The organism is Agrobacterium sp. 6Ca8 (assembly GCF_055382765.1).
In genome coordinates this window covers 917,377-940,953 of record NZ_AP026433.1, presented here as the reverse complement: position 1 = coordinate 940,953, position 23,577 = coordinate 917,377, and the positions used below count along the sequence as shown (strand labels likewise).

The following is a 23,577-nucleotide window of genomic DNA, read 5'->3' as shown; positions in this document are numbered from 1 at the left end:
GTGCCAATTTCGCACCAGTTCTGCGAGCATCAAAGAAGCATCGCGCCTTTCGGCATCTAACACATTGAATCTATGCACAGGTGTCGCGAAAACCGATTCTGGCTTTCACAACGACGTGGCAATCAATGTGCGATCGTCTGTCCGCCCTCGTCGACACCGTCGACAGTTGCGATAACAGGCGTTTCGATGCTGCCGTCCCACTCGATTGGCTCGGGCATGCGAAGCAGCGCGTGCTTGATGACCTCACCCATGCGAGACACCGGGATGATCTCCATCTCGTTCTTCACATTATCAGGAATATCCGCCAGGTCCTTGGCGTTTTCTTCCGGGATGAGCACCTTCTTGATGCCACCGCGAAGCGCCGCAAGCAGCTTTTCCTTCAGGCCGCCGATCGGCAGCACGCGACCACGAAGCGTGATCTCACCCGTCATCGCCACATCCTTGGAGACCGGGATACCGGTCATGATGGAGACGATGGCGGTTGCCATGGCAACACCGGCAGACGGTCCGTCCTTCGGGGTAGCCCCTTCCGGAACGTGAACGTGGATGTCGCTCTTGTCGAAACGCGGCGGTTCGATGCCGAAGTCCACGGCGCGCGAGCGGACATAAGATGCCGCTGCCGAAATGGATTCCTTCATCACTTCCTTGAGGTTGCCGGTGACCGTCATGCGGCCCTTGCCGGGCATCATCACGCCTTCGATGGTGAGCAACTCACCGCCGACTTCCGTCCATGCCAGACCGGTGACGACACCAACCTGATCCTCACGCTCGGCCTCGCCGTGGCGGAACCGCGGAACGCCCAGATAATCCGGGACATTGGCTGCGGTGACTTCCACGGACTTGACCTTGCCCTTGATGATCTCGGTCACGGCCTTTCGCGCAAGCTTCATCAACTCGCGCTCGAAGCTGCGCACGCCCGCCTCGCGGGTGTACTGCTGGATCACGATCATCAGAGCGTCATCGCTGACCGAGAACTCTTCCGGACGCAGGGCATGTTCCTTGATCGCCTTCGGCAGCAGGTGACGCTTGGCGATTTCGCGCTTTTCGTCCTCCGTATAACCGGCGATGCGGATCACTTCCATACGGTCCATCAGGGGACCTGGAATGTTCAGCGTGTTGGCCGTGGTCACGAACATCACGTCGGACAGGTCGTATTCCACCTCAAGATAGTGATCCATGAAGGTGGAGTTCTGTTCCGGATCGAGCACCTCCAGCAGTGCGGAAGACGGATCGCCACGGAAATCCATGCCCATCTTGTCGATCTCGTCGAGCAGGAAGAGCGGATTGGACTTCTTGGCCTTCTTCATCGACTGAACGATCTTGCCCGGCATGGAGCCGATATAGGTACGGCGGTGACCGCGGATTTCCGCCTCGTCACGCACACCACCCAGCGCCATACGCACATATTCGCGGCCGGTCGCCTTGGCGATCGACTTGGCGAGCGAAGTCTTGCCGACGCCGGGAGGACCGACGAGGCACAGGATCGGGCCACGGATCTTCGAAGCGCGAGCCTGCACGGCCAGATATTCAACGATGCGTTCCTTGACCTTGTCCAGACCGAAATGATCCTGATCGAGGACCGCCTCGGCGCTGTTGAGATCAACCTTGACCTTCGACTTCTTGCCCCAGGGCAGGCTGAGCAGCCAGTCCAGATAGTTGCGCACGACAGTCGCTTCCGCAGACATCGGGCTCATCTGGCGAAGCTTCTTCATTTCCGCCTCGGCCTTATCCTTGGCCTCCTTGGAAAGCTTGGTCTTGGCAATGCGCTCTTCCAGTTCGGCCATCTCGTCACGGCCATCCTCGCCGTCGCCGAGCTCCTTCTGGATCGCCTTCATCTGTTCGTTCAGATAATATTCGCGCTGCGTCTTCTCCATCTGGCGCTTGACGCGCGAGCGGATACGCTTCTCGACCTGAAGCACGGAAATTTCGCCTTCCATGAAGCCGAGCGCTTTTTCAAGCCGCTGCTTCACGCTGACGGTTTCCAGCATTTCCTGCTTTTCGGTGATCTTGATCGACAGGTGCGAAGCAACAGTGTCGGCCAGCTTCGAATAATCGTCGATCTGGCCGGCAGCGCCGACAACCTCGGGCGAAATCTTCTTGTTGAGCTTCACATAGCTCTCGAACTCCGAAACGACGGAACGCGACAGCGCCTCGATCTCAACCGGGTCTTCCGCAGGCTCCTGCAGCGGCGTCGCAGACGCTTCGTAGAAATCCTCGCGGTCGGTATAGGCCTCGATCTGGGCGCGGCCCTTGCCTTCCACAAGCACCTTCACGGTGCCGTCGGGCAGCTTCAGAAGCTGGAGAACGTTAGCGACCGTGCCGACCTTGTGGATGGCTTCCGGGGACGGATCGTCATCGCTGGCGTTGATCTGGGTAACAAGCATGATCTGCTTGTCCGAGCCCATGACCTCTTCGAGAGCGCGAATGGATTTTTCCCGCCCGACGAACAGGGGAACGATCATATGCGGGAAAACGACAATGTCGCGCAGGGGAAGTACCGGATAGATACCGCCGGATGCCGCAGACGTGATGTTCGTCATATCATTTCCTTTCATGGTCCCTTTCAGGACACTTTGCCTGACGTCTTGGGGCGTCCGGCATATTCATTTCTCGAGACTGAAAGTGGAGTTTCGGAACGCCGATTTCAAGTCACCGGAAGGGACGACCCCGCGCAACGGCACGGCCGTAAAATTCAAACAAATACAGCGCCGGCTATTACTCCCGACATTTCCGGTTATCCCACAGGATCAGGAACCGGGTCGCCGACGGTAATTCACATTTCCGTCATATCGCGCTGCAAATCAGTTTTAAGACTTTATCAGCAAAGCGCAATCCGCTCCAAACGCAAAATCGGGTTACTCCAAGTTAGCGGCAAGTTTCGCACCTGCCACAACAGAAAAGGCCCGCACGAGTGCGGGCCTTTGGAATTCATCAAAGCGTCGGATCGGTCAATCAAGCCGAAACATTGGCCTTTTCTTCCTGACGATCCGCATAGATGTAGAGCGGGCGAGCGATGCCGCTGACGACATCGTTGGAGATCACCACTTCGCGCACGCCTTCCAGCGTCGGCAGTTCGAACATGGTATCCAGAAGGATCTTTTCCATGATCGAGCGCAAACCGCGGGCACCCGTCTTGCGGGTAATCGCCCGGCGGGCAATCTCGCGCAACGCGTCCTCGTGGAAGGTCAGTTCCACATCTTCCATCTCGAACAGACGCTGATACTGCTTGACCAGCGCGTTCTTCGGCTCGGACAGGATCTGGATCAGCGCATCCTCGTCAAGGTCCTCCAGCGTAGCCAGAACCGGCAGACGGCCGATGAATTCCGGAATAAGACCGAATTTCACCAGATCTTCCGGCTCCAGTTCGCGAAGCACCTCGCCAACGCGGCGATCGTCTTCCGCCTTGACGGTCGCACCGAAGCCAATCGAGGTCTTTTCGCCCCTGGCCGAGATGATCTTGTCCAGGCCGGCAAACGCGCCGCCGCAGATGAAGAGAATGTTGGTCGTATCCACCTGCAGGAATTCCTGCTGCGGATGCTTGCGGCCGCCCTGCGGCGGAACGGAAGCGACCGTGCCTTCCATGATCTTCAGAAGCGCCTGCTGAACGCCCTCGCCCGACACGTCACGCGTGATGGACGGGTTATCCGACTTGCGGGAGATCTTGTCGACTTCGTCGATATAGACGATGCCGCGCTGGGCGCGCTCGACATTGTAATCCGCAGCCTGCAACAGCTTCAGGATGATGTTTTCCACGTCCTCGCCGACATAACCGGCTTCGGTCAGCGTCGTTGCGTCCGCCATTGTGAAGGGAACGTCGATGATGCGGGCGAGCGTCTGGGCAAGATAGGTCTTGCCGCAACCCGTCGGACCGACGAGCATGATGTTCGACTTCGCAAGCTCGACATCGCCATTCTTGGAGGCGTGCGCGAGGCGCTTGTAATGGTTGTGAACGGCCACCGACAGGATCTTTTTCGCCTGCTTCTGACCGATGACGTATTCGTCGAGGATCTTGATGATGTCCTGCGGGGTTGGAACACCCTCGCGCGACTTCACCATCGACGTCTTGTTCTCCTCGCGGATGATGTCCATGCACAATTCGACGCATTCATCGCAGATGAATACCGTCGGTCCGGCAATGAGTTTCCGGACTTCGTGCTGGCTCTTGCCGCAGAATGAACAATAGAGTGTATTCTTAGAGTCGCCGCCGTTGCTGCCGCTGACTTTGCTCATATCACTTTCCTTCCAGCACGCCGCAGGTCCGCCAAACGGATCGCGGTCAACTTACCGCCCGCCGATACGGCCGCCCTTGGGTGCATCGCCGTATCCGCCTCGTTTCCCGGGGTACTAACCGGTATCAGATACATGAGCTGACAACCGGCTGCAACGAATTCCCCATCAAACCAAAGGCCACGTCATAAAAATTCAACACAGCCTTTATATATACTAATATCGCTTTCTGTTGCGGTTGAAAGCCCCGAAATTACTTTGCGGGGTTAAACAACCGTCAAAAAGCGTCGCGCCTTAATTCGCGGCGGCGCCTTCCATTTCCTGGCGCGAGGTGAGGATCTTGTCGATCACACCCCAGTCCTTGGCCTCGTCGGCATCCATGAAGTGGTCGCGATCAAGGGTTTTTTCAACCTCTTCCAGCGTGCGGCCGGTGTGCTTCACGTAGACTTCATTAAGGCGACGCTTCATTTTGATGATGTCGCGGGCGTGACGCTCGATATCCGAAGCCTGCCCCTGGAAGCCGCCGGAGGGCTGATGCACCATGATGCGGGCGTTCGGAGTTGCGAAACGCATTCCCTTTTCGCCAGCAGCCAGAAGCAGTGAGCCCATGGATGCGGCCTGGCCGACGCAAAGCGTCGAAACGGCAGGACGGATGAACTGCATCGTATCGTAGATCGCCATGCCGGCGGTCACGACGCCACCCGGCGAATTGATGTAGAGCGCGATTTCCTTCTTCGGGTTTTCAGCCTCGAGGAAAAGCAGCTGCGCGCAGACGAGCGAGGCCATCTGGTCTTCCACCGGTCCGGTGAGGAAAATGATGCGTTCCTTGAGAAGACGGGAAAATATGTCATAGGAGCGTTCGCCGCGATTGGTCTGCTCTACGACCATCGGCACCAGAGCCATGGCGGTATCAACTGGATTTTTCATGTCCGTCCTTTGTCAAACTCTGCCCTTCGCGGAAAACCGCTCCGGAATCACTTCTAACCTTCGTTCTCCCTACATAGAGTGTCCCTGCCCGGTACTTCAAGACACGAAGCCGCATATCCTTAACGGCTCAACAGCGTTTACGGGCGTTTTCCACCCGCGGGGTAACGGCTATGGACAAGCCGATGCCAACCGGACCATTCTCTGTCGCACTCATTATTTTTTAACAGGAGCAAACCGCAAACGCAAAAACCGGTGTGTTGCCCAGATATAACTTCTCACTGGCAAGAACTCGTTAGGTATTTGCGGCTGATACTACGCCCGCGAATTTCCGGTTTCCCGTCAGGGGGCGGGAGCCTCTTTTGAGGCGAAATGGCATCTCCACCAATTCGGCGGGCATTGCGCACATCGTGCCGCGAACCGCTTTTACGGCATGATAGCGCAGATAGGATTTTGCAATGCTGGATGCAAAGACGGGCATGCTGCTTTGGGCGTCGGAAACGCTGACCCTTGCCCTGCTGCTGGGAACCCTGTGGCTGCACCGCCCTGCCCGCCGGCACAATATCTATTTCGCCGCCGGTTTTGCCGCAACGAGCGCCGGCACGGTGATGGTGGCGCTGCGCGGCGATATTCCCAACTTCCTGTCGATCGAAGTCGGCAATACGCTTGCCCTTTCGGCCTTCAGTTTCTGGCTCGCCGGTGTCCTGTCCTTCGAACAGCGCAAGACCGCCGGCTGGATCGCCATTCCGCCGCTGTTATGGGTGGCGGGCATGCTGATCGGCCCCGTACGCGAAAACATGGTCCCGCGCATCCTGCTCTATCACATCTGTGCCGCCACCGGTTATTTCATGCTGGCCGGCATTCTTCTGGCCAGCAAGGCACGCGCATCATTCAGCCGCAAGGTGCTGGCGGCCACCTTCATCGTGCAGGCATTTTGCGGGGCGCTCGTGGCGTCCATCGTCATTCCCGTCAACGCCGCCGCCCCCAACGCCATTCCGCTGACGGCAGCGCTCGCCTTTTCAGGCATTCTCGGCTTTACCATCATCGTCATGATGAGCGCCAAGATCATCATGGAAGACACGGAAACCCGCCTGCACCGGCTGGCCATGACCGACCACCTGACCGGCGTCCTCAACCGGCGAGGGCTGCTTGAAGAGTTCGAACACATCAAAAAAAGGTCGCCCGGCTCCAGCCGTTACGTGGCGCTGGCGCTGTTCGACATCGACCATTTCAAGAAGATCAACGACAAATACGGCCATCAGTCGGGAGACGCGGTGCTTGTGCATTTTTGCAATATGGCGCAGCGGGTCATCGGTGAGCGCGGCCTGTTCGTCAGGATGGGCGGCGAAGAATTCGCGCTCGTCGCCGAAGTGGAAAGCCCCTCCAGCACCGTGACGCTTGCGGAAGCCATCCGCAGCAACCTGCGCCTTTCCAAGATCAGCGCACGCGGCGAAAACATCGAGGTCACGACCAGCGTCGGCATATCCGAAGCCATGATCAAGGATGCGGATCTGAGCGTGATGATGACGGAGGCCGACCGCGCGCTTTACGCGGCCAAGAAGGCCGGCCGCAACCGCACCGTGATCCACGTCAATTCAGCCAATGTTGTCGTCCCCTCTCCGGACCGGAACGAAAACCCGATGGACAACAATGCCAACCGGCAGGTTGCGGCGCTGAACCGGATAGCGGCCATCGCCAACCGGTGACAAAGTAACCGCACAGTGACATGCGGATAAACACACGGAACGGCATTTTCCCGCCCTTCCCAAAGTGCGGCGCGCGGAATAAACCATGGACATGACAGCGACATTTCCCTTTCTCAAAATCGATCCCGCCACGCGTCGTGTTTCACTCGATGCCCGCAATCCGGCTTTCTACAACGATCCGAACCCGGTCTATGCTGCCCTGCATGCCCAATGTCCCACTTTCTATTGGGAAGAGCAGCGGCAGTGGTTTTTCACCGAATATGACCATGTCAGCGCCCTCCTGCGCGACCGCCGGTTCGGACGGCAGATCCTGCATGTTGCGAGCCGCGAGGAGATCGGTCTGGCAGAGCCGCTCGAACATGTGAAGCATTTCGACGCCGCAGAGCAGCACTCGCTTCTGGAGCTGGAGCCGCCGGAACACACACGGCTGCGCACCCTCATCAACCGCGCTTTCGTGTCGCGGCATGTCGACAAGATGAAGCCGGAAATAGAGGAACTCGCCAACCGGCTGATCGACGCCTTCGAACGAAACGGCGAGACGGAACTGCTCTCTTCCTATGCCGATATCATCCCGGTCACGATGATCGCGCGCATGATCGGCATTCCCGAGGAAATGGGGCCGCAGCTTCTGAAATGGTCACATGCCTATGTCGGCATGTACATGTTCAAGCGCACGCCTGAGGACGAGCTTCTGGCCGACAGGGCCGCACATGAGTTTTCAGACTATGTGCGCAGTGTGATCGCGGAGCGCCGGGCGGAGCCGAAAGACGATCTGCTGAGCCACATGATCCATACGGAGCACAAGGGCCAGTATCTGACCGACGACGAGCTGATCTCGACCACCATCGTTCTGTTGAACGCCGGGCACGAGGCGACGGTGCACCAGATCGGCAATTCCGTGCGCATCATTCTGGAAAGCGGCATTGCGCCTGACACACTTTTCCACGACGAGACGGCAACGGAACGCACGGTGGAAGAAACGCTGCGTATCTGCGCGCCCGTCCATATTTTCCAGCGCTGGGTTCTGGAGCCGGTCGAGATCGATGGCGTGGAATTCAAACGCGGCGACAAGGTCAGCCTCATTCTGGCGGCCGCCAATCTCGATCCGGCCAAGTTTTCCGATCCCCTGGCATTCAGGCCGGACCGAAACGAAGGCGCCAACGTCTCCTTCGGCGCCGGCATCCATTTCTGCATTGGCGCGCCGCTGGCAAGACTGGAGCTGAACCTAGCCTTGCCTCTGCTTTTCAAGCGACTGCCGGGCCTGAAGATTGCCGAGCCACCCAGGGTCAAGGACGTCTATCACTTCCATGGTCTGGAACGGCTCGATCTCAGCTGGTGACAGCCACGCCGGGAACAACCTTTATCCCGGCGATGGACCAATAGAAATCATCCGGCCCCTACAACCGGATGACATAATCCTTGCGGGTCGTTTCGATGACCTCCCAGGTTCCCTTGAAGCCCGGCCGCAGGACCAGCCTGTCGCCCGGTTTCAGGTCGCGCGGGGATCCGCCATCCTCCGTCAGGATCGAGTGACCCTCGAGGATGTTGAAATATTCCCATTCGTCATAGACCACCCGCCATTTGCCGGGTGTCGACTGCCAGATGCCGGCATAGATGCCACCGGGCGCTTCCTCCAGATTCCACGTGGTGAATTTGGGGTCGCCGGAAATCAGCCTTTCCGGTGCGGGTGCACTGTGCTCCACCTCCGCCTCGACATCACCGGCCGTAGCGGTTCGTGTATCTTCGAATGCGAGAAAATTCGTCATGACGACCCCGGTCTCTCAGAGCTTCGCAAGCGATTGTTCGAGATCGGCGATGATGTCCTTGACATCCTCGATGCCGATCGAGAGGCGCACCACATCCGGTCCGGCACCCGCCGCCGTCTGCTGTTCCGGTGTCAGCTGCGCATGTGTCGTGGAAGCCGGGTGGATGACGAGAGAACGTGTATCGCCGATATTGGCGAGATGGGAGAAGAGTTGCAGACCTTCCACCAGCGCCTTGCCGGCGGCATAACCGCCCTTGATGCCGAAGGTGAAGACGGAACCAGCGCCCTTTGGCGAATAATGCTGCTGGATTGCGTAGTTGTCGCTGTCCTCCAGCCCGGCATAATGCACCCAGCCGACCTTGGGGTGCGCCTTCAGCCATTTGGCGACGGCCAGCGCATTGTCGGAGTGGCGCTGAACGCGCAGCGGCAGGGTCTCTATGCCTGTGAGGATGAGGAAGGCATTGAAGGGCGAGATCGCAGGGCCGAGATCGCGTAAGCCAAGAACGCGGCAGGCAATCGCGAAGGCGAAATTGCCGAAGGTCTGGTGCAGCACGACGCCGGAATATTCTGGGCGGGGCTGCGACAGCGACGGATATTTATCCGTGGCCGACCAGTCGAAAGTGCCGCCATCGACGATGATGCCACCCATGGAATTGCCATGGCCGCCGAGGAATTTCGTCAACGAATGCAATACGATATCCGCGCCATGCTCCAGCGGCCGCAACAGATAGGGGCTTGCCATGGTGTTGTCGACGATGAGCGGCAGGCCGTGACGATGGGCGACATCTGCAATCGCGGCGATATCCACGAATGTGCCGCCCGGGTTGGCGAGGCTTTCGATGAAGATGGCGCGTGTGCGGTCGTCGATCTGCCGTTCGAAACTGGCCGGATCAGCCGCATCGGCCCAGCGCACCTGCCAGTCGAAACCCTTGAAGGCGTGGCCGAACTGATTGATGGAGCCGCCATAAAGCTGGCGTGCCGCGACGAAATTGTCGCCGTGTTGCAGCAATGTGTGGAAGACCAGCAATTGCGCGGCGTGACCGGATGCAACGGCAAGTGCCGCCGTGCCGCCTTCAAGCGCTGCGACACGCTCCTCCAGAACCGCCTGGGTTGGGTTCATGATGCGCGTGTAGATATTGCCGAACTCTTTTAATCCGAACAGCGCGGCTGCGTGATCGGCGTCACGGAAGGCATAGGCCGTTGTCTGGTAGATCGGCGTCGCGCGCGCACCGGTGGTCGGATCGGGCTGTGCGCCCGCGTGCACGGCCAACGTTGAGAACCCGGGATTGCTGCTCGGCATGATGTTTCCTCCAATGATATTTTGGAGGGATCATAATGCCTTGCCGCCAAATGATAAGTCCAATCCGTACCAACTATCGCACAATATTGAGACGCGGATACTCAATTGCGGGGCAACGGTCCATCACCACGTTCATGCCGTAGGCCTCGGCCTTGGCCGCCGCATTGTCGTCTCTGACCGAAAGCTGGCCCCAGATCACCGATGGCCGCTGCGGCAGCAATATCGCCTCTTCGACAATTGCCGACAAATATTCCGGCGCCCGGAACACATCGACCATATCAACGGGTTCGGGAATGTCGGCAAGCCGCGCATACACCTTCTGCCCCAATATCTCCTTGCCCGCCTGACCGGGATTGACCGGAAACACGCGGTAACCCTTGGACAGCAGAAAGCGCATGACGCCGTGGCTCGGCCGATCCGGATTGGGAGAGGCGCCAAGCAGGGCGATGGTCCTGACATCCGTCAGAATTTTTCTGAGGTAATCCGGTTCATAGGTATCATGCTGCATGTCAACTTTTCCCTCTGCCATATCGCGCGGTTCAAGGACCTCATGCGCCGGCTCGACGCTCAATGGCCCAGCGAGAATTGCCTCTCCCGCATAAATCCGCGGACGAGCTTTTCGCACCGCTTTTTTGCGGCCGCTTTCCTAGATCTAGGAACCCTCATCCTTCTCTTGAACCCCCGCCCGAATGAAAATATTGAACAAGCCGGACTCGTGGTGTCACGAAAGTACACCTAGTTTGCGCAAAATGATTTCACAAAAACACCTTAAGCGGCGTTGTGCTGAGTATTTTTATCCAGTTTTTCAAAAGCATACATTTCGATGAATATTTGCTGAAACAACATTTGCGTGCATCTTATGCGCCCTTCGTCTCCTGTTTGTTTTCATTCCGTTCACCGATGCATTAGGCGTATCTAATTTTCAGAAAGTTATTCTGTAAATCAAGTTATAGGTAAAACTGTAACGTTGTAGCGAGCCATTCAGTAATGAATTGAAACTTCTTTTCATTTTGAGCCTGCATGTGCTCGCTTGATTGATACAGTTTTATCTTCTGGATATGGGCAATTTTGAGCAGGAATAATCGCCGCAATCGGTCGCATTTTTGCGAAAAACACGTTCCACAGCAAAACCATAAGCTGTGCATCCGGTATCGGCGCGTATGTCCTGCTGATGAAATCGTGAGCACGGCCGCATATCGCCTCTCGCACAGTTACCCACTCCATCCCGCAACACGCACAGACCCGAAACTTGACACGCGTCATAATCCGCAAAGAAGCAACCGCTTACGACAGGAGGATTTGCGTCTCCCACAGCCACCACGGAAAATGGATTCCGGTTTTCAAGCCGATGCTGTAGGTTGCCTGGAATAGCCCATGAGCGAGTCTCTATCGTGACATTTGACATTCTAATTCTGGTGCTTCTGGGCGCGATATTGCATGCCGGATGGAATGCGCTGGTAAAGTCCGGATCCGACAAGTCGCTGGACGCCTCGCTGATCGCGGCGGGCGCCGCAGCTTGTTCTTTACCCTTCCTGCCCTTCCTGCCGTTTCCTGCGCCGGTAGCCATTCCCTTTCTCATCGCCTCGGCCGTTCTGCAATTTGCCTATTTCCGCCTAGTCGCCGCCGCCTATACGATCGGCGATATCGGCCTCGTCTATCCCGTCATGCGTGGCGTGGCGCCGCTGATCGTCGCAGCGACGAGCAGCCTTTTTCTCAGCGAGATTTTAAGCCCGCTTGCGCTTGCCGGGATTGCCATCATTTCCGGCGGCATCCTGACGCTTGCTTTCGAGGCGCGGCGCGGCGGCGGAAAGGCGATCATTGTCGCGCTCATCAACGCCTTCGTGATTGCCTCCTACACCTTCGTTGATGGTGTCGGCGCAAGGCTTTCCGGCAATGCGATTTCCTATACGTTGTGGATGTCGCTTCTGCCGCCCGTCCTCCTCTTTGGTTTCGCCTTTTACCAGCGCGGCGTAAGCGCCGTTGCGCAGCATGTGCGGCGAAACTGGTGGCGCGGCCTGATCGGCGGCGGCGGCTCCATCCTCTCCTACGGGCTGGCGCTCTACGCCATGACCAAGGCCCCCGTCGCCGTCGTCGCGGCGCTGCGCGAAACCTCAATTCTGTTTGCGCTGGTGATCTCCGTCGTCATCCTCAAAGAACGCGCCAGCGTCTGGCGTTATCTCGCTGGCGGCATCATCGCAGCGGGTGTTCTGGTCATGCGGCTGGGATGAAACAGGTAAATCTATGGGGTAAAATAATACCACATAAGTAAACCATTGTTTTTATTTATTTATTTTTACAGTCAGCAAAATCCGTCATATTGACGCCTCATCCAGCACACCGTATAAGCGCGCCAGATCGGATTCCAAAGGGAATATGGTCATTTGCGGTCGCCTTCGGGTGACCAAACCAAGCAACAAGAAACGCCCGTATGCTCTTACTTTAAAAGAGGATGACGGGTCCACGTTAGAAAGTGAAATCCATGTCTACTTTCGTTCAGAAGCCTGCTGAGGTGGAGAAGAAGTGGGTCATCATCGACGCCGAAGGCCTCGTTGTTGGTCGCCTCGCCACCATCATTGCAACCCGCCTGCGCGGCAAGCACAAGGCCACCTACACCCCCCACGTCGATGATGGCGACAACGTCATCGTCATCAACGCGGAAAAGATTGCCTTCACCGGCAACAAGTACGCCGACAAGAAGTACTACTGGCACACCGGTCACCCGGGTGGCATCAAGGAGCGTACGGCTCGCCAGATCATCGAAGGTCGCTTCCCGGAGCGCGTCGTTGAAAAGGCCGTCGAGCGCATGATCCCGCGCGGCCCGCTCGGCCGTCGTCAGATGAAGAACCTGCGTGTTTACGCCGGCTCGAACCACCCGCACGAAGCACAGCAGCCCGTCGTTCTCGACGTAGCCGTGCTCAACAAGAAGAACGTAAGGAGCGCCTGATAATGGCCGATCTTTCCTCTCTGAAAGACCTCGCCCCTGCATCGGAAGCTTCTGCTCCCGTGCACGTCCGCAAGGTTGACACTCTCGGCCGCTCCTACGCGACCGGCAAGCGCAAGAACGCCGTTGCCCGCGTATGGGTAAAGCCGGGTTCTGGCAAGATCATCATCAACGGCCGCGATTTCACCACGTATTTCGCACGTCCGGTTCTGCAGATGATCCTTCAGCAGCCGATCGTTGCCGTTGCACGCACGGGCCAGTTCGACATCATCGCTACCGTTGCCGGTGGTGGTCTGTCCGGTCAGGCCGGTGCCGTTCGTCACGGTCTGTCCAAGGCCCTCACCTACTTCGAACCGGGCCTGCGCGCCGTTCTGAAGAAGGGCGGCTTCCTGACCCGCGACAGCCGCGTTGTCGAACGTAAGAAGTACGGTAAGGCCAAGGCCCGCCGTTCGTTCCAGTTCTCCAAGCGCTAATCGCTTCCCAGAACCGTTCGTTCAAAACTTCGAAAAGGCGGGGCTTCGGCTCCGCCTTTTTTCATTGCTATCCTCCTTGTTTTTTCGGCGAGAAGACAGCACCCTCAGCGCAAACCGCAATGGGGTGATCAATGCCATCAAAAACCATCGACCATGCCTTCACCGCAGCAACGCTGACATCGGCTGCGACCGACCCGACCCATGCGGGCGTCCTCTCCTTCATGCGGCGCAAATATACCAAGATCCTCAAGGGCGTATCGACGGCCGTCTGGGGTGTCCCCTTCGATGCGGCGACATCCAACAGGCCGGGTGCACGCTTCGGGCCGCAGGCGATCCGCCGCGCCTCCGCGATTTTCGACAACGACCCGCAATATCCCTTCGCCCGCGATCTTTTCGCCCATATGCCGACCATCGATTATGGCGACTGCCTGCTCGACTACGGCAATCACTGGAAAACGCCTGATACAATCGAAAAGGAAGCGCGCAAGATCATCTCCAAGACGGATTATCTGCTGACGCTTGGCGGCGACCATTTCATCACCTGGCCGCTGCTGAAGGCGCATGTGGCAAAGCACGGCCCGCTGGCGCTGGTGCATTTCGATGCGCATCAGGATACCTGGTTCGACGACGGTAAACGCATTGACCATGGTTCCTTCGTGGCCCGCGCCGTGCGCGATGGTCTGATCGATGCCGATCGTTCCATCCAGATCGGCATTCGCACCCATGCGCCTGAGGATTTCGGCATCCGCATTCTCCACGGTTACGAGGTGGAGGAGATGCGGGCGAGCGACGTCGCCTCGCTGATCATCAAGCACACGGCAGGCATGCCCACCTATCTGACCTTCGATATCGATTGCCTCGATCCAGCCTTCGCGCCCGGAACCGGTACGCCTGTGGCCGGTGGGCCGACAAGCGCCAAGATATTGTCCGTCCTTCGCGGACTCGGCCAGCTCGATATTCGCGGCTCCGATGTGGTGGAGGTCGCGCCCGCTTACGACCATGCTGATATCACTGCCATTGCCGGAGCGACCGTTGCAATGTATATGCTTGGCCTGCGCGCCGAGCGGCTGGCGAAGGCCGGCTGAACCGACGCCCGGGCGCTTAGCAAACTGAATCCGATTACACTCGCAACCCTCTGAAAAGTCAGGACAAGGACATGACAGCGAAGATCTTCATCGATGGCGAACACGGCACAACGGGTCTGCAGATCCGCACGCGCCTTGCTGGTCGCCGCGATATCGAGTTGCTGTCCATTCCCGAAGCCGAGCGCCGCAACGCCGCTATCCGCGAGGACATGCTCAACAACGCCGACATTTCGATTCTCTGCCTGCCGGATGATGCTTCCAGAGAAGCTGTCACCATGGTGGCAGGCAACAACAATGTCCGCATCATCGACACCTCGACCGCCTATCGTATCCATAAGGACTGGGCTTACGGCTTTGCCGAAATGGACAAGGAACAGGGCGAAAAGGTTCGTTCCGCCCGCTTCGTCGCCAATCCGGGCTGCTACCCGACCGGCGCGATCGGCCTTCTTCGTCCGCTGCGCGCCGCCGGCATTCTGCCCGATGGTTATCCCGTCAGCGTCAACGCCGTGTCCGGATATACCGGCGGCGGCAAGCAGATGATCGCGCAGATGGAAGATCAGAGCAGGGACGATGCGATCAGTGCCAACAACTTCCTCTATGGCCTGACGCTTGCACACAAGCACGTGCCGGAAATGACCATTCACGGCCAGCTGGACCGCGCGCCGCTGTTTGCACCCTCCGTCGGGCGCTTCCCGCAGGGCATGATCGTGCAGGTTCCGCTGTTTGCCGCCGACCTCAAGGATGGCGCGACCATCGAGACCGTGCATGCCGCGCTCACCGCCCATTATGCCGGACAGGACATCGTCAGCGTCGTTCCGCTTGCCGAAAGCAAGGGGCTGTCCCGCATCGATGCCGAGGAACTGGCGGGCAAGGACACGATGAAGCTGTTCGTCTTCGGCACGCCGGGCGGCGAACACATCAATCTCGTCGCGCTTCTCGACAATCTCGGCAAGGGCGCGTCGGGTGCGGCTGTCCAGAACATGGAGCTGATGCTCTCGGCATGAGGCTTTCTGCGTGAGCCGAGCTATCCCCTTTTTTCCGGCCTCGTGGAATATCGAGGCCGCAAAACAGATTGCCGACACGCCTGCCGGGGTGGTTTACGAAGTCAGACTAGGCAATGGTTCCCTTGCCATCGCCAAGGTACTTAAACACAAGGTTCTGAAAGACAGCCTTCGCGGGGCGGATTTCATCGAGTGGCGGGCGGGTGTCGGCTGCGTGAAGCTGCTCGATCGCTCCGACGACATATTGCTCATGGAACATGCCGGCAATGAGACATTGCGCGACGTGCTGTTCCGCGACGGCGACGATGATGCCACGACCGCAATCGCCGCCGATGTTCTCCTTCACTATCACCAGCCTTCAACGCAGACGCCACCAGCCAGCCTGCTGCCGCTGCCGCAATATTTCGAAAGTCTGTTCCGTAAAGCCGAGCACGATCGCAGCGAAGGCACCGACAGCCCCTATATCGAAGCCGCTTCGCTTGCCGAGGAGCTTATCGGGCACCAAAGCAATATTCGACCGCTGCACGGCGATCTGCATCACGAAAACATCATGCGCAGTGCGCGTGGCTGGATCATCATCGACCCGGCAGGCCTGATCGGCGATGCAGCACTCGACGTCGCCAACATGTTCTCCAATCCACTCGACCGCTTCGATCTGACACGCAGCGAGGCACGCATCGCCTCCATGGCGTCGATTTTTGCGAAAGCGCTCAAACGGAACGAACGGGTGCTTCTGCAATATGCCTTCGCCTACGGTTGCCTTTCGGCGGCATGGCACGAGGAAGATGGCAACACGCACGAACGCGACGACGAAATGGCCGTCGCGACAACCATCAAGTCTGTCCTGAAGCAATTTTAAGGGTTTTCAGTCCCTGATCTCAACCGCGACAGGTGCCGGGTATTCGCCGAGGAAGCCTCGCCAATGGGCTACTGCAAAACCAAGCACAAGCAGCGCCATGCCCTGATGGGCGAGCGCCACATGAATATCCACATGCATCAGAAGCGTGGTAATGCCGAGCGCCGCCTGAATGGAGATCAACACGAAGAGCAGTACGGCGCGGCGGGCATGCGGCGTGCCGGACAAGGCGCGAGCCAAGGACACCATATGCCACAGCGTGGCGGCAAACAGCGTATAGGCGCCGAGGCGGTGGACGAACTGCACCGTCTTCGGGTTTTCGAACAAGTTGATCCACCAGGGCTGTTGCAGGAAAAGATCGCCGGGCACCAGGGAGCCGTCCATCAGCGGCCACGTGTTGTAGGACAGGCCGGCATTCAGCCCCGCCACCAGCGCGCCGAGATAAATCTGGAACAGACAGAGGAAGGTCAGCAGCGCGGCAAAACGGCGGCCGGTCGTTTCATTGGCAGCATCGGCCGAATGGTGCGACAGGCCGCGCAATATCCACATGCAGCCCGCAAAGATGAGGCACGCGATCGTCAAATGCGTTGCCAGGCGATATTGCGAGACATCCGTACGGTTGACGAGGCCGGAAGACACCATCCACCAGCCGACGAAGCCCTGAAAGCCGCCAAGCCCCAGAAGGCCGATGAGCGGCAGGCGCAAGCGCTTTTCGATGCGGCCGGTCAGCCAGAAGAAGGCGAGTGGCAGGGCGAAGATGAGACCGATGGCGCGGGCAAGCAGTCGATGCGCCCACTCCCACCAGAAGATCGTCTTGAACTCATCGAGCGACATGCCCCGGTTGATTTCCTGATATTGGGGAATACGCTTGTAGAGCTGGAATTCCTCTTCCCATTCGGCAACGGAAAGCGGCGGAATGGCGCCGTGGATGGGCTTCCATTCGGTAATTGACAGGCCAGACTCGGTCAGCCGCGTGGCGCCGCCGACAAGCACAAGACAGAACAGCGTGAAGAGAACGACGCGCAGCCAGATGCGCAGCAGGCGGCGATCCTTCTGCTGTTTCTGCAGGGCAGCCTCCACCACCATTTCCGCAGAACCATTTGCCATCGTCATGCCGCTCGAATGCATCTTTGAGGTCTCCATCATACAGTCATGTTGATTAGCCCCAACCGGCACCACAAAACAAGGCCTCAGGGTTTGCGGCATCCGGTCGCGGCGGTATAGTTTCGCCAGACATTAGATCGTCCTGTCTCTGCTTCGAATCACCAAGACGATCTAGATTTTTTGTTTTACGCATGTCTTTTCCCCAAAACCGATGACACTTTTGGGATACATGCTCGGTTACGGAAGATTTCATGCACCCTCGCCTCAGATCGCTCATCGGCACCATCGTCATCATCTGCCTCGTCGTCATCTACGCCGTAGCGGCGACGGCCATCGCGTCGGCGACGCTGGCGCAATCTCCATGGTGGGTGCATCTTGCCTACTTCGTGCTGAGTGGGCTTTTGTGGATACTGCCCGCCATGCTGGTCATCAAATGGATGGCCGGCTCCAAAAAACAGGAATAGGCACCTGCTTTCTACGGGACATCCAGAGGTCGCAATTTTATAAACCTCTTGTTTGCCGCTCAACGATATAGTCTCACCGAAACAACCGGAGAGCGTGGATGGCGGCTGAAGCGCCGGTCATAGTCAGCGAGGGTGAAGGACCAGCCGCCGTGCAAAACGAGCGGCGGGGCGCCGATCGCCTGGCTATCGATCTCGTCGACGATGCCTCCACTATCCGCGCCGACTGGGAACAGCTGGAGTGCGACCCGCTCAATTCGCTGCATCAGGGTTACGGCTGGTGCTCCATCTGGGCGCACACGCAGGACAGACCCCTCCTCATCATTCGCGGCAGGCAAAGCGGAAAGACCGTGTTCCTGCTGCCGCTCGAAATCGTTCTGGAAGGCGGCATCCGCAAGGCACGTTTTCCCGGCGGCCGTTTCAACAATATCAATACCGGGCTTTTCGACCGGTCCTTCGCCGAAGCAGCCAGCCACAAAACGGCGGCAGCCATTGCCCGCGAAGCGCGAAAGCTGCTGCGTGGCCAGGCGGATATTCTGGCCTTGCAGAACATACCGCTGATCTGGCGCGGCAGGACCAACCCGCTCTCGCATCTGGCATCAGTCGAAAACCAGAACCCGGCCTTCCAGATTCCCTTACTGGCAAATTTTGAGAGCACGCTTCGGCAGATCAACGCCAAGAGGCGCCGGAAGAAATTCCGCATCCAGAGCCGGAGAGCCGAGGAAATGGGTGGTTACAGCCATGTGATCGCCCATTCGCCACGGGAAAAGTGCGAATTATTGCAGACGTTTTTCCGACAGAAGGCAGCCCGGTTCGCATCGCAGGGCATTCCGGATGTTTTTCGCGATCAATCGGTAAAAGACTTTTTCTATGACCTCGCAAATTTTCCGGAGATCGGCACAGACAGTCTTCTGGAACTACACGCCATTCGTCTGCATGGTCAAAATGAAGGTTTCATCGCTGCCATATCCGGCCTTTCCCGCAAGCAGGATCACATCATCTGCCAGTTCGGTTCTATCGATGAGACCTTCGCGGAAATCAGCCCCGGTGAGCTGCTGTTCTGGCTGATGATCGAACGGGCTTGCAGTGAAAATGCGGCGATCTTCGATTTCGGCGTCGGTGACCAGCCCTACAAGCGCAGCTGGTGTCCGCTTTTCACCGTGCAGCATGATATTTTCCTGCCGGTGACGTTGAAGGGCCGCGCGGCGGCCTCTGCCTATGTTGCCATTGCCCGGACAAAGAGCCTGATCAAATCCAATCCGGCACTCTATGCGTTCATTCAGCGTTTCCGCGCCGGTCGGCCGAGCATGGACGCAACGCCCGCTGCCGACTGACCGGTTATCGGCCACAGCATCTCAGGCGGCGCTCAGACGGTCCGGTTTGCGCATGCCGGTCATCGGCAATGCCTGCTCGTAGCCGTGGGCAACCAGTTCTCCGAGGGTCTTTTCCAGCAATTCGCTATCATTACCGGGAACGGACACGACGATTTCCGCCGGCAGATTGCGCAGCATTTTCTCAAGGCTCGATATCTGCACCGCGCCGCATTCCACGAGAACCGTGTCATAGGCGTCGGAAAGCGCGCTGAGGATCATGGTCAACCGGTCGATCGCGCGCATGGCCTCTCGCGGCTGCGCATTGCCGCGCGGCACGATATGGGCATCGGAAAGCCGGTCGCCGTGAATGGTTTCGCCAAAGGCGGCGGCACCCGCCAAAAGGTCCATGACGCCCGGCAGTCCGGTCTCAGGCGCCATCAGGCGCGTCGGACAGGCCGATGCCGTCATATCGACGAGAACGACCGAACGGCCCATTTCGGACAGGGCGCGCGCCAGCATGACGGTGGTGGTCGAACCACTATCACCAGCTGGAGACACGACCGCTGCGACGGATTTGGCAAGACGGGTGGCGAGGAAAGACGCGACGGCGTCGATCGAGAAATTGTCGACGTTGTCGATCTCTTCTTCCGCAGCGTCCGCTTTCGCAGCCATGGCATCTGCAACTGGCAAGGCCGATGTGACAGCGACAGCCGCGACCGGTATCTGCGCTTCCTGTTCGACAATGGACTGGCGGGCAGCGGCAGGCATGGAACGAACCGCAGGCAGCGCATCCTCTTCACGTGCGGGAAGCGGTTGTTCCGGCGTATCCGGTGTCTCATCCATGTCAGCACGCGCTTTGGCGGGCGGTGGCGGATCGGACAGCGGCGGGACATGGGTCTTGCCAACCGGCTTCAACGCCCGCCCGGTGAACAGTTCCACGAGCATGACGACGATGCAGGAGAGAAGGAAGGCCGCCAGCGTGACGACGATGGTGATGGCGCCGGTCTTCGGGAAATAGGGTTCGCGCGGCTCCACTGCGGTTGAAATCACGCGGGCATCGGCGGGCGTGGATTCGGCTGAACCGGCGCGCGACGTCGCCTCGCGGTAACGGGCGAGATAGGTTTCAAGAAGCTGGCGCTGAGCCGAGGCCTCGCGCTCCAGGTCGTTGAGGCCAACCTGCTGCTCACCGGCGCGTACACTTTCCGTTTTCAGCACGTTCAACTGCTGAACCAGCTGCCGCTCCCGCAGGCGGGACACATTGGCCTCGTTTTCGAGACTTGCGAGCACCTTGCGGGTCTCTTCCTGAATCTGCCGCTGTATGCCGTCAATTTGGCTGCGCAGCGCCTTGATACGCGGATGGCCTTCCAGCAGCGAGGAAGACAGATCGGAAATCTGGCTGCGCATGGCAGCCTCGCTTTCCTTCAGTCTCTGGATCATCGGCGAGGCGACGACGTCGGGGAAAGTATCGAGTGGGCGGCCGCTCGAAAGCGCGTTGCGCACGCCTTCTGCCCGCGCCTCCGCATTCGCCCGCTCGCCGCGGATACGGCCAAGTTCGGTCGAGATATCACTGAGTTGCCGGGTGGCGAGCGTTTCGCCCTGCCCTGCCGACAGAATATCGGACGAGGCGCGGTAATCCGCGACCTTCCTGTCCGCATCGCGAACCTTCTCACGCAGACTGGCGATTTCCGGCTCCAGCCAGCGTGCCGCCTCCGTGCTTGTGTCCAGTTTCGCGCCGCTCTGCAGCGCGATATAGGCCTTCATCATCGCGTTGGGGACTGCTGCCGCAAGCATGGGGTCCTCGGACGAGAACTCGACCGTGATGACGCGCGAGCTTTCGACCTGGTAGACCTGCAACCTCTCCTGGAACGCCTTCAGTATCCGTTCCTCTGGCGGCACCTGCTGCGGATCTTTCTTGACGCCGACAGCAACCAGCAGCTTCGAGACGAGAGAAGGACGCGCCGCCGGGTCAAGCTCCTGCCGCTCATAAAGCTTCATATCTTTCGCGACCTGCTTGATAAGGTCGACCGATTGCAGGATCTGCACTTGGCTGGAGATGGTCAATTCATCGAGCACGGGTTCGGCGGGCGCATTCGACTGCTGCGACGCACCGAAGGAGGCCGCGCGCGATTCGATGAGGACGCGCGCCTCGCCCTTGTAAGCGGGCGACATCATGCTTGCGACAACGAAGGCGGCGCCCCCGGCAAGCAGCGTGATCGCCGCTATCCTGCCCTTGCGCTGCCATATGGCAGCGACGAGCCGCGCGAGATCGATATCCACATCCCTGTCATCAATGCGATCGCCGTTCATACGGGCTCCGTAACCGAGACACACCTCGGGCGCTCAAATATAGAGGCCAATTTTCGCGAAGTTTAAGTCTTTCCGGTAACACAACAGTTAATTGTGACGAAGCCGATGAAATAAAGCCGATATTACCATCCTTGCGACTGGCTGTTTACCGCCCATTAACCCTAACAGAACGATAAGAATGCTCATAGTTCGACTCGGAGCCAGATGAGATGCCGCTCGCCGGATCACGACATGTCACCGCACTGACGCTTGCCGTTCTAACGGCCCTTTCCGGTTGCGCGGCATATCAACCTGCGCCCAAGGCGTTTCACGAGGGCGCCCTGCAGCCCTATCATGTCGATAGCGGTGACAGGCTGCGCATCAACGTGTTCGAACAGACCGGGCTGACAAATACCTATACGGTGGATCAGGCTGGTTATGTCGCCTTCCCGCTTGTCGGTCAGGTTCCCGCCCGAGGCAAGACGCTGCCGCAGCTCGAAGCCGCCATTGCCGCCAAGTTGCGTCAGGGTTATCTGCGCGATCCCGACGTCACGATCGAGATCGATCGTTATCGCCCCGTCTTCATCATGGGCGAAGTCGGCCGTCCCGGCCAATATTCCTACGTGCCGGGCATGACGGCGCAGAATGCCATCGCCATCGCCGGCGGCTTCACGCCACGCGCCAACCAGTCCGATGTCGATATCACCCGCAAGATCAATACCGAGGTGATGACCGGCCGGATCGGGATCACCGCACCAATTCTTGCGGGCGATACGGTCTATGTGCGTGAACGCTTCTTCTGAAAAACGGAGCGGCTGACATGGCGGATGACGGTCCTCCCCTGCGCATCATTCACTGTTTCCGCTCTCCCGTCGGTGGCGTGTTCCGCCATGTCCGCGACCTGATCGAAGAACACGTCAAGCAGGGCCACAAGGTCGGCATCGTCTGTGATAGTTCGACCGGCGGCGCGCATGAGGAACGGCTTTTCGCGCAGATCGCCCCGATGCTGGAGCTAGGGTTGACCCGCCTGCCGATCAAGCGGTCGATCAGCCCCGGCGACCTCTGGGCGCTCGTTAAGTCCTACAACCATATCAAAAGTTTGCGGCCGGATATTTTGCATGGGCACAGCGCCAAGGGTGGCGCTCTGGCCCGGCTGATCGGCTCACTGTTGCGGGTGAACAAGTATCGCGTAGCCCGCCTCTATTCGCCGCACGGCGGCAGCCTGCATTACGATCGCAAAAGCCTTAAAGGGCAGCTGTTCCTGCGTATCGAGCGGTTTCAGGAGCATTTCACGGACGCCCTGTGTTTCGTTTGCAATTTCGAACAGGAAACCTACGAAACCAAGGTCGGCAAACCACGCACCCGCACGGCGATGATCTATAACGGCGTGCAGGAAAGCGAGTTTGAAACCGTGCCCGCCCGCGAAGGGGCAGCGCGCTTTCTCTATATCGGCATGCTGCGTGACCTGAAGGGCCCCGACATCTTCATCAGGGCATTCGCCAAGATGGAACGCAGCATCGGCCAGCCCATGTCCGGCGTCATTGTGGGCGATGGGCCGGACAGGGACAAATATGCTGATATGATCGCCAAGGCCGGACTTTCGCAGCGCATTTCCATGCACGCCGCCATGCCCGCCAGACAGGCATTTGCGCTGGCGACGACTGTTGTCGTTCCCTCACGCGCCGAGGCGATGCCTTACATCGTGCTGGAAGCGCTTGCTGCGGGGAAAACCGTCATCGCCTCGCATGTTGGAGGCATAGTTGAGGTTCTGGGAGAAGACAGCGAGGCGCTCGTTCCGGCTGGAGACGCCGATGCGCTGGCAAAGATAATGGTCAAGGATGCCGAGAGCCCGGACTGGGGGAAACGGGTGATGCCCCGCCCCGACAGCTTCAAGGCGAAATTTTCAACGCCTGTCATGGCCGACGACATGATGAAGCTCTATCGTCACCTGCTTTCGCTCTAGAAACATTTCAAAAACACGATTTTTAATTGTATATTCCGCCGTCCTGTAGAAACTCATCATAAACGTTTCTTAGCATGTTTCGGCTAGTTTCCTGTTCGTAGAGCGCACGTATCCGCACGGATGCGAAAACTGTGCTCTACCACTTTGAAGTTGCGCATCGTTCCCTTCGAAA

General features: G+C 58.6%; 20 protein-coding genes. 12 read left to right on the top strand and 8 right to left on the bottom strand.

Annotated features, from left to right (window positions below; translation table 11 throughout):
- Window positions 1-122: 122 nt before the first annotated feature.
- The 3 genes from lon to clpP form a co-directional block, all read right to left on the bottom strand.
- Window positions 123-2,540 (bottom strand): endopeptidase La, encoded by a 2,418-nt coding sequence (gene lon, locus ACZ5A6_RS04705; protein ID WP_003512645.1) that lies wholly within the window; start codon window positions 2,538-2,540, stop codon window positions 123-125.
- A gap of 412 nt (window positions 2,541-2,952) precedes the next feature.
- Window positions 2,953-4,230 carry an ATP-dependent Clp protease ATP-binding subunit ClpX gene (gene clpX, locus ACZ5A6_RS04700; protein WP_003512644.1) on the bottom strand — a complete coding sequence of 426 codons (1,278 nt, stop codon included), beginning with the start codon at window positions 4,228-4,230 and terminating at the stop codon, window positions 2,953-2,955.
- Between the two features lie 291 nt (window positions 4,231-4,521).
- Complete coding sequence (gene clpP, locus ACZ5A6_RS04695; RefSeq protein WP_003496491.1) at window positions 4,522-5,154, bottom strand: ATP-dependent Clp endopeptidase proteolytic subunit ClpP; 633 nt, start codon at window positions 5,152-5,154, stop codon at window positions 4,522-4,524.
- A gap of 455 nt (window positions 5,155-5,609) precedes the next feature.
- Here clpP and ACZ5A6_RS04690 point away from each other — a divergent pair, with 455 nt between their 5' ends.
- Complete coding sequence (locus tag ACZ5A6_RS04690; RefSeq protein WP_174061449.1) at window positions 5,610-6,857, top strand: GGDEF domain-containing protein; 1,248 nt, start codon at window positions 5,610-5,612, stop codon at window positions 6,855-6,857.
- A gap of 85 nt (window positions 6,858-6,942) precedes the next feature.
- Window positions 6,943-8,196 carry a cytochrome P450 gene (locus ACZ5A6_RS04685; protein WP_162706736.1) on the top strand — a complete coding sequence of 418 codons (1,254 nt, stop codon included), beginning with the start codon at window positions 6,943-6,945 and terminating at the stop codon, window positions 8,194-8,196.
- Window positions 8,197-8,254: 58 nt separating this feature from the next.
- Here the strand turns inward: ACZ5A6_RS04685 and ACZ5A6_RS04680 are convergent, their stop codons facing one another.
- From ACZ5A6_RS04680 to ACZ5A6_RS04670, 3 genes are all read right to left on the bottom strand, one after another.
- The gene (locus ACZ5A6_RS04680) at window positions 8,255-8,623 is read right to left on the bottom strand and encodes a cupin domain-containing protein (protein ID WP_111803643.1); all 369 of its coding nucleotides are present in this window, start codon (window positions 8,621-8,623) and stop codon (window positions 8,255-8,257) included.
- Window positions 8,624-8,638: 15 nt separating this feature from the next.
- A complete protein-coding gene (locus ACZ5A6_RS04675; RefSeq protein WP_035198148.1) occupies window positions 8,639-9,922 on the bottom strand; it encodes an O-acetylhomoserine aminocarboxypropyltransferase in 1,284 nt (427 codons plus the stop codon).
- A gap of 73 nt (window positions 9,923-9,995) precedes the next feature.
- Window positions 9,996-10,430 (bottom strand): CoA-binding protein, encoded by a 435-nt coding sequence (locus tag ACZ5A6_RS04670; protein ID WP_025593243.1) that lies wholly within the window; start codon window positions 10,428-10,430, stop codon window positions 9,996-9,998.
- An 883-nt stretch (window positions 10,431-11,313) separates the two neighbouring features.
- Here ACZ5A6_RS04670 and ACZ5A6_RS04665 point away from each other — a divergent pair.
- The 6 genes from ACZ5A6_RS04665 to ACZ5A6_RS04640 all read left to right on the top strand — a co-directional run bounded on the left by ACZ5A6_RS04665 (window position 11,314) and on the right by ACZ5A6_RS04640 (window position 16,281).
- Window positions 11,314-12,150, top strand: a complete 837-nt coding sequence (locus tag ACZ5A6_RS04665) for an EamA family transporter (protein ID WP_174061450.1) — start codon at window positions 11,314-11,316, stop codon at window positions 12,148-12,150.
- A 251-nt stretch (window positions 12,151-12,401) separates the two neighbouring features.
- A complete protein-coding gene (rplM, locus tag ACZ5A6_RS04660; protein ID WP_003512633.1) occupies window positions 12,402-12,866 on the top strand; it encodes a 50S ribosomal protein L13 in 465 nt (154 codons plus the stop codon).
- A 2-nt stretch (window positions 12,867-12,868) separates the two neighbouring features.
- Window positions 12,869-13,336 carry a 30S ribosomal protein S9 gene (gene rpsI / locus ACZ5A6_RS04655; RefSeq protein ID WP_003512631.1) on the top strand — a complete coding sequence of 156 codons (468 nt, stop codon included), beginning with the start codon at window positions 12,869-12,871 and terminating at the stop codon, window positions 13,334-13,336.
- A 131-nt stretch (window positions 13,337-13,467) separates the two neighbouring features.
- Complete coding sequence (speB, locus tag ACZ5A6_RS04650; RefSeq protein WP_111789283.1) at window positions 13,468-14,421, top strand: agmatinase; 954 nt, start codon at window positions 13,468-13,470, stop codon at window positions 14,419-14,421.
- Between the two features lie 71 nt (window positions 14,422-14,492).
- A complete protein-coding gene (gene argC, locus ACZ5A6_RS04645) occupies window positions 14,493-15,425 on the top strand; it encodes an N-acetyl-gamma-glutamyl-phosphate reductase (RefSeq protein WP_019565461.1) in 933 nt (310 codons plus the stop codon).
- A gap of 10 nt (window positions 15,426-15,435) precedes the next feature.
- Window positions 15,436-16,281 (top strand): aminoglycoside phosphotransferase family protein, encoded by an 846-nt coding sequence (locus ACZ5A6_RS04640; RefSeq protein ID WP_174061452.1) that lies wholly within the window; start codon window positions 15,436-15,438, stop codon window positions 16,279-16,281.
- 6 nt (window positions 16,282-16,287) lie between these two features.
- Here the strand turns inward: ACZ5A6_RS04640 and ACZ5A6_RS04635 are convergent, their stop codons facing one another.
- The gene (locus tag ACZ5A6_RS04635; protein WP_174061453.1) at window positions 16,288-17,406 is read right to left on the bottom strand and encodes a COX15/CtaA family protein; all 1,119 of its coding nucleotides are present in this window, start codon (window positions 17,404-17,406) and stop codon (window positions 16,288-16,290) included.
- 227 nt (window positions 17,407-17,633) lie between these two features.
- On the opposite strand from ACZ5A6_RS04635, the gene ACZ5A6_RS04630 reads away from it, so the two are divergent.
- Window positions 17,634-17,846 carry a DUF2842 domain-containing protein gene (locus tag ACZ5A6_RS04630; RefSeq protein ID WP_003512618.1) on the top strand — a complete coding sequence of 71 codons (213 nt, stop codon included), beginning with the start codon at window positions 17,634-17,636 and terminating at the stop codon, window positions 17,844-17,846.
- Between the two features lie 98 nt (window positions 17,847-17,944).
- Complete coding sequence (gene uppA, locus ACZ5A6_RS04625) at window positions 17,945-19,177, top strand: polysaccharide biosynthesis GNAT family N-acetyltransferase UppA (protein ID WP_174061454.1); 1,233 nt, start codon at window positions 17,945-17,947, stop codon at window positions 19,175-19,177.
- Window positions 19,178-19,198: 21 nt separating this feature from the next.
- Here uppA and uppB read toward each other — a convergent pair whose 3' ends face one another.
- On the bottom strand, window positions 19,199-21,463 hold the full coding sequence (gene uppB, locus ACZ5A6_RS04620) for a polysaccharide biosynthesis protein UppB (protein WP_174061455.1): 2,265 nt from the start codon (window positions 21,461-21,463) through the stop codon (window positions 19,199-19,201).
- Between the two features lie 209 nt (window positions 21,464-21,672).
- On the opposite strand from uppB, the gene uppC reads away from it, so the two are divergent.
- Together uppC and uppD are read left to right on the top strand one after the other, a co-directional pair.
- Window positions 21,673-22,245 carry a polysaccharide export protein UppC gene (gene uppC / locus ACZ5A6_RS04615; protein WP_174061456.1) on the top strand — a complete coding sequence of 191 codons (573 nt, stop codon included), beginning with the start codon at window positions 21,673-21,675 and terminating at the stop codon, window positions 22,243-22,245.
- A gap of 17 nt (window positions 22,246-22,262) precedes the next feature.
- Entirely contained in the window at window positions 22,263-23,405 is a 1,143-nt protein-coding gene (gene uppD, locus ACZ5A6_RS04610) for a polysaccharide biosynthesis type 4 glycosyltransferase UppD (protein WP_149909820.1), read from the top strand.
- Window positions 23,406-23,577: the final 172 nt, after the last annotated feature.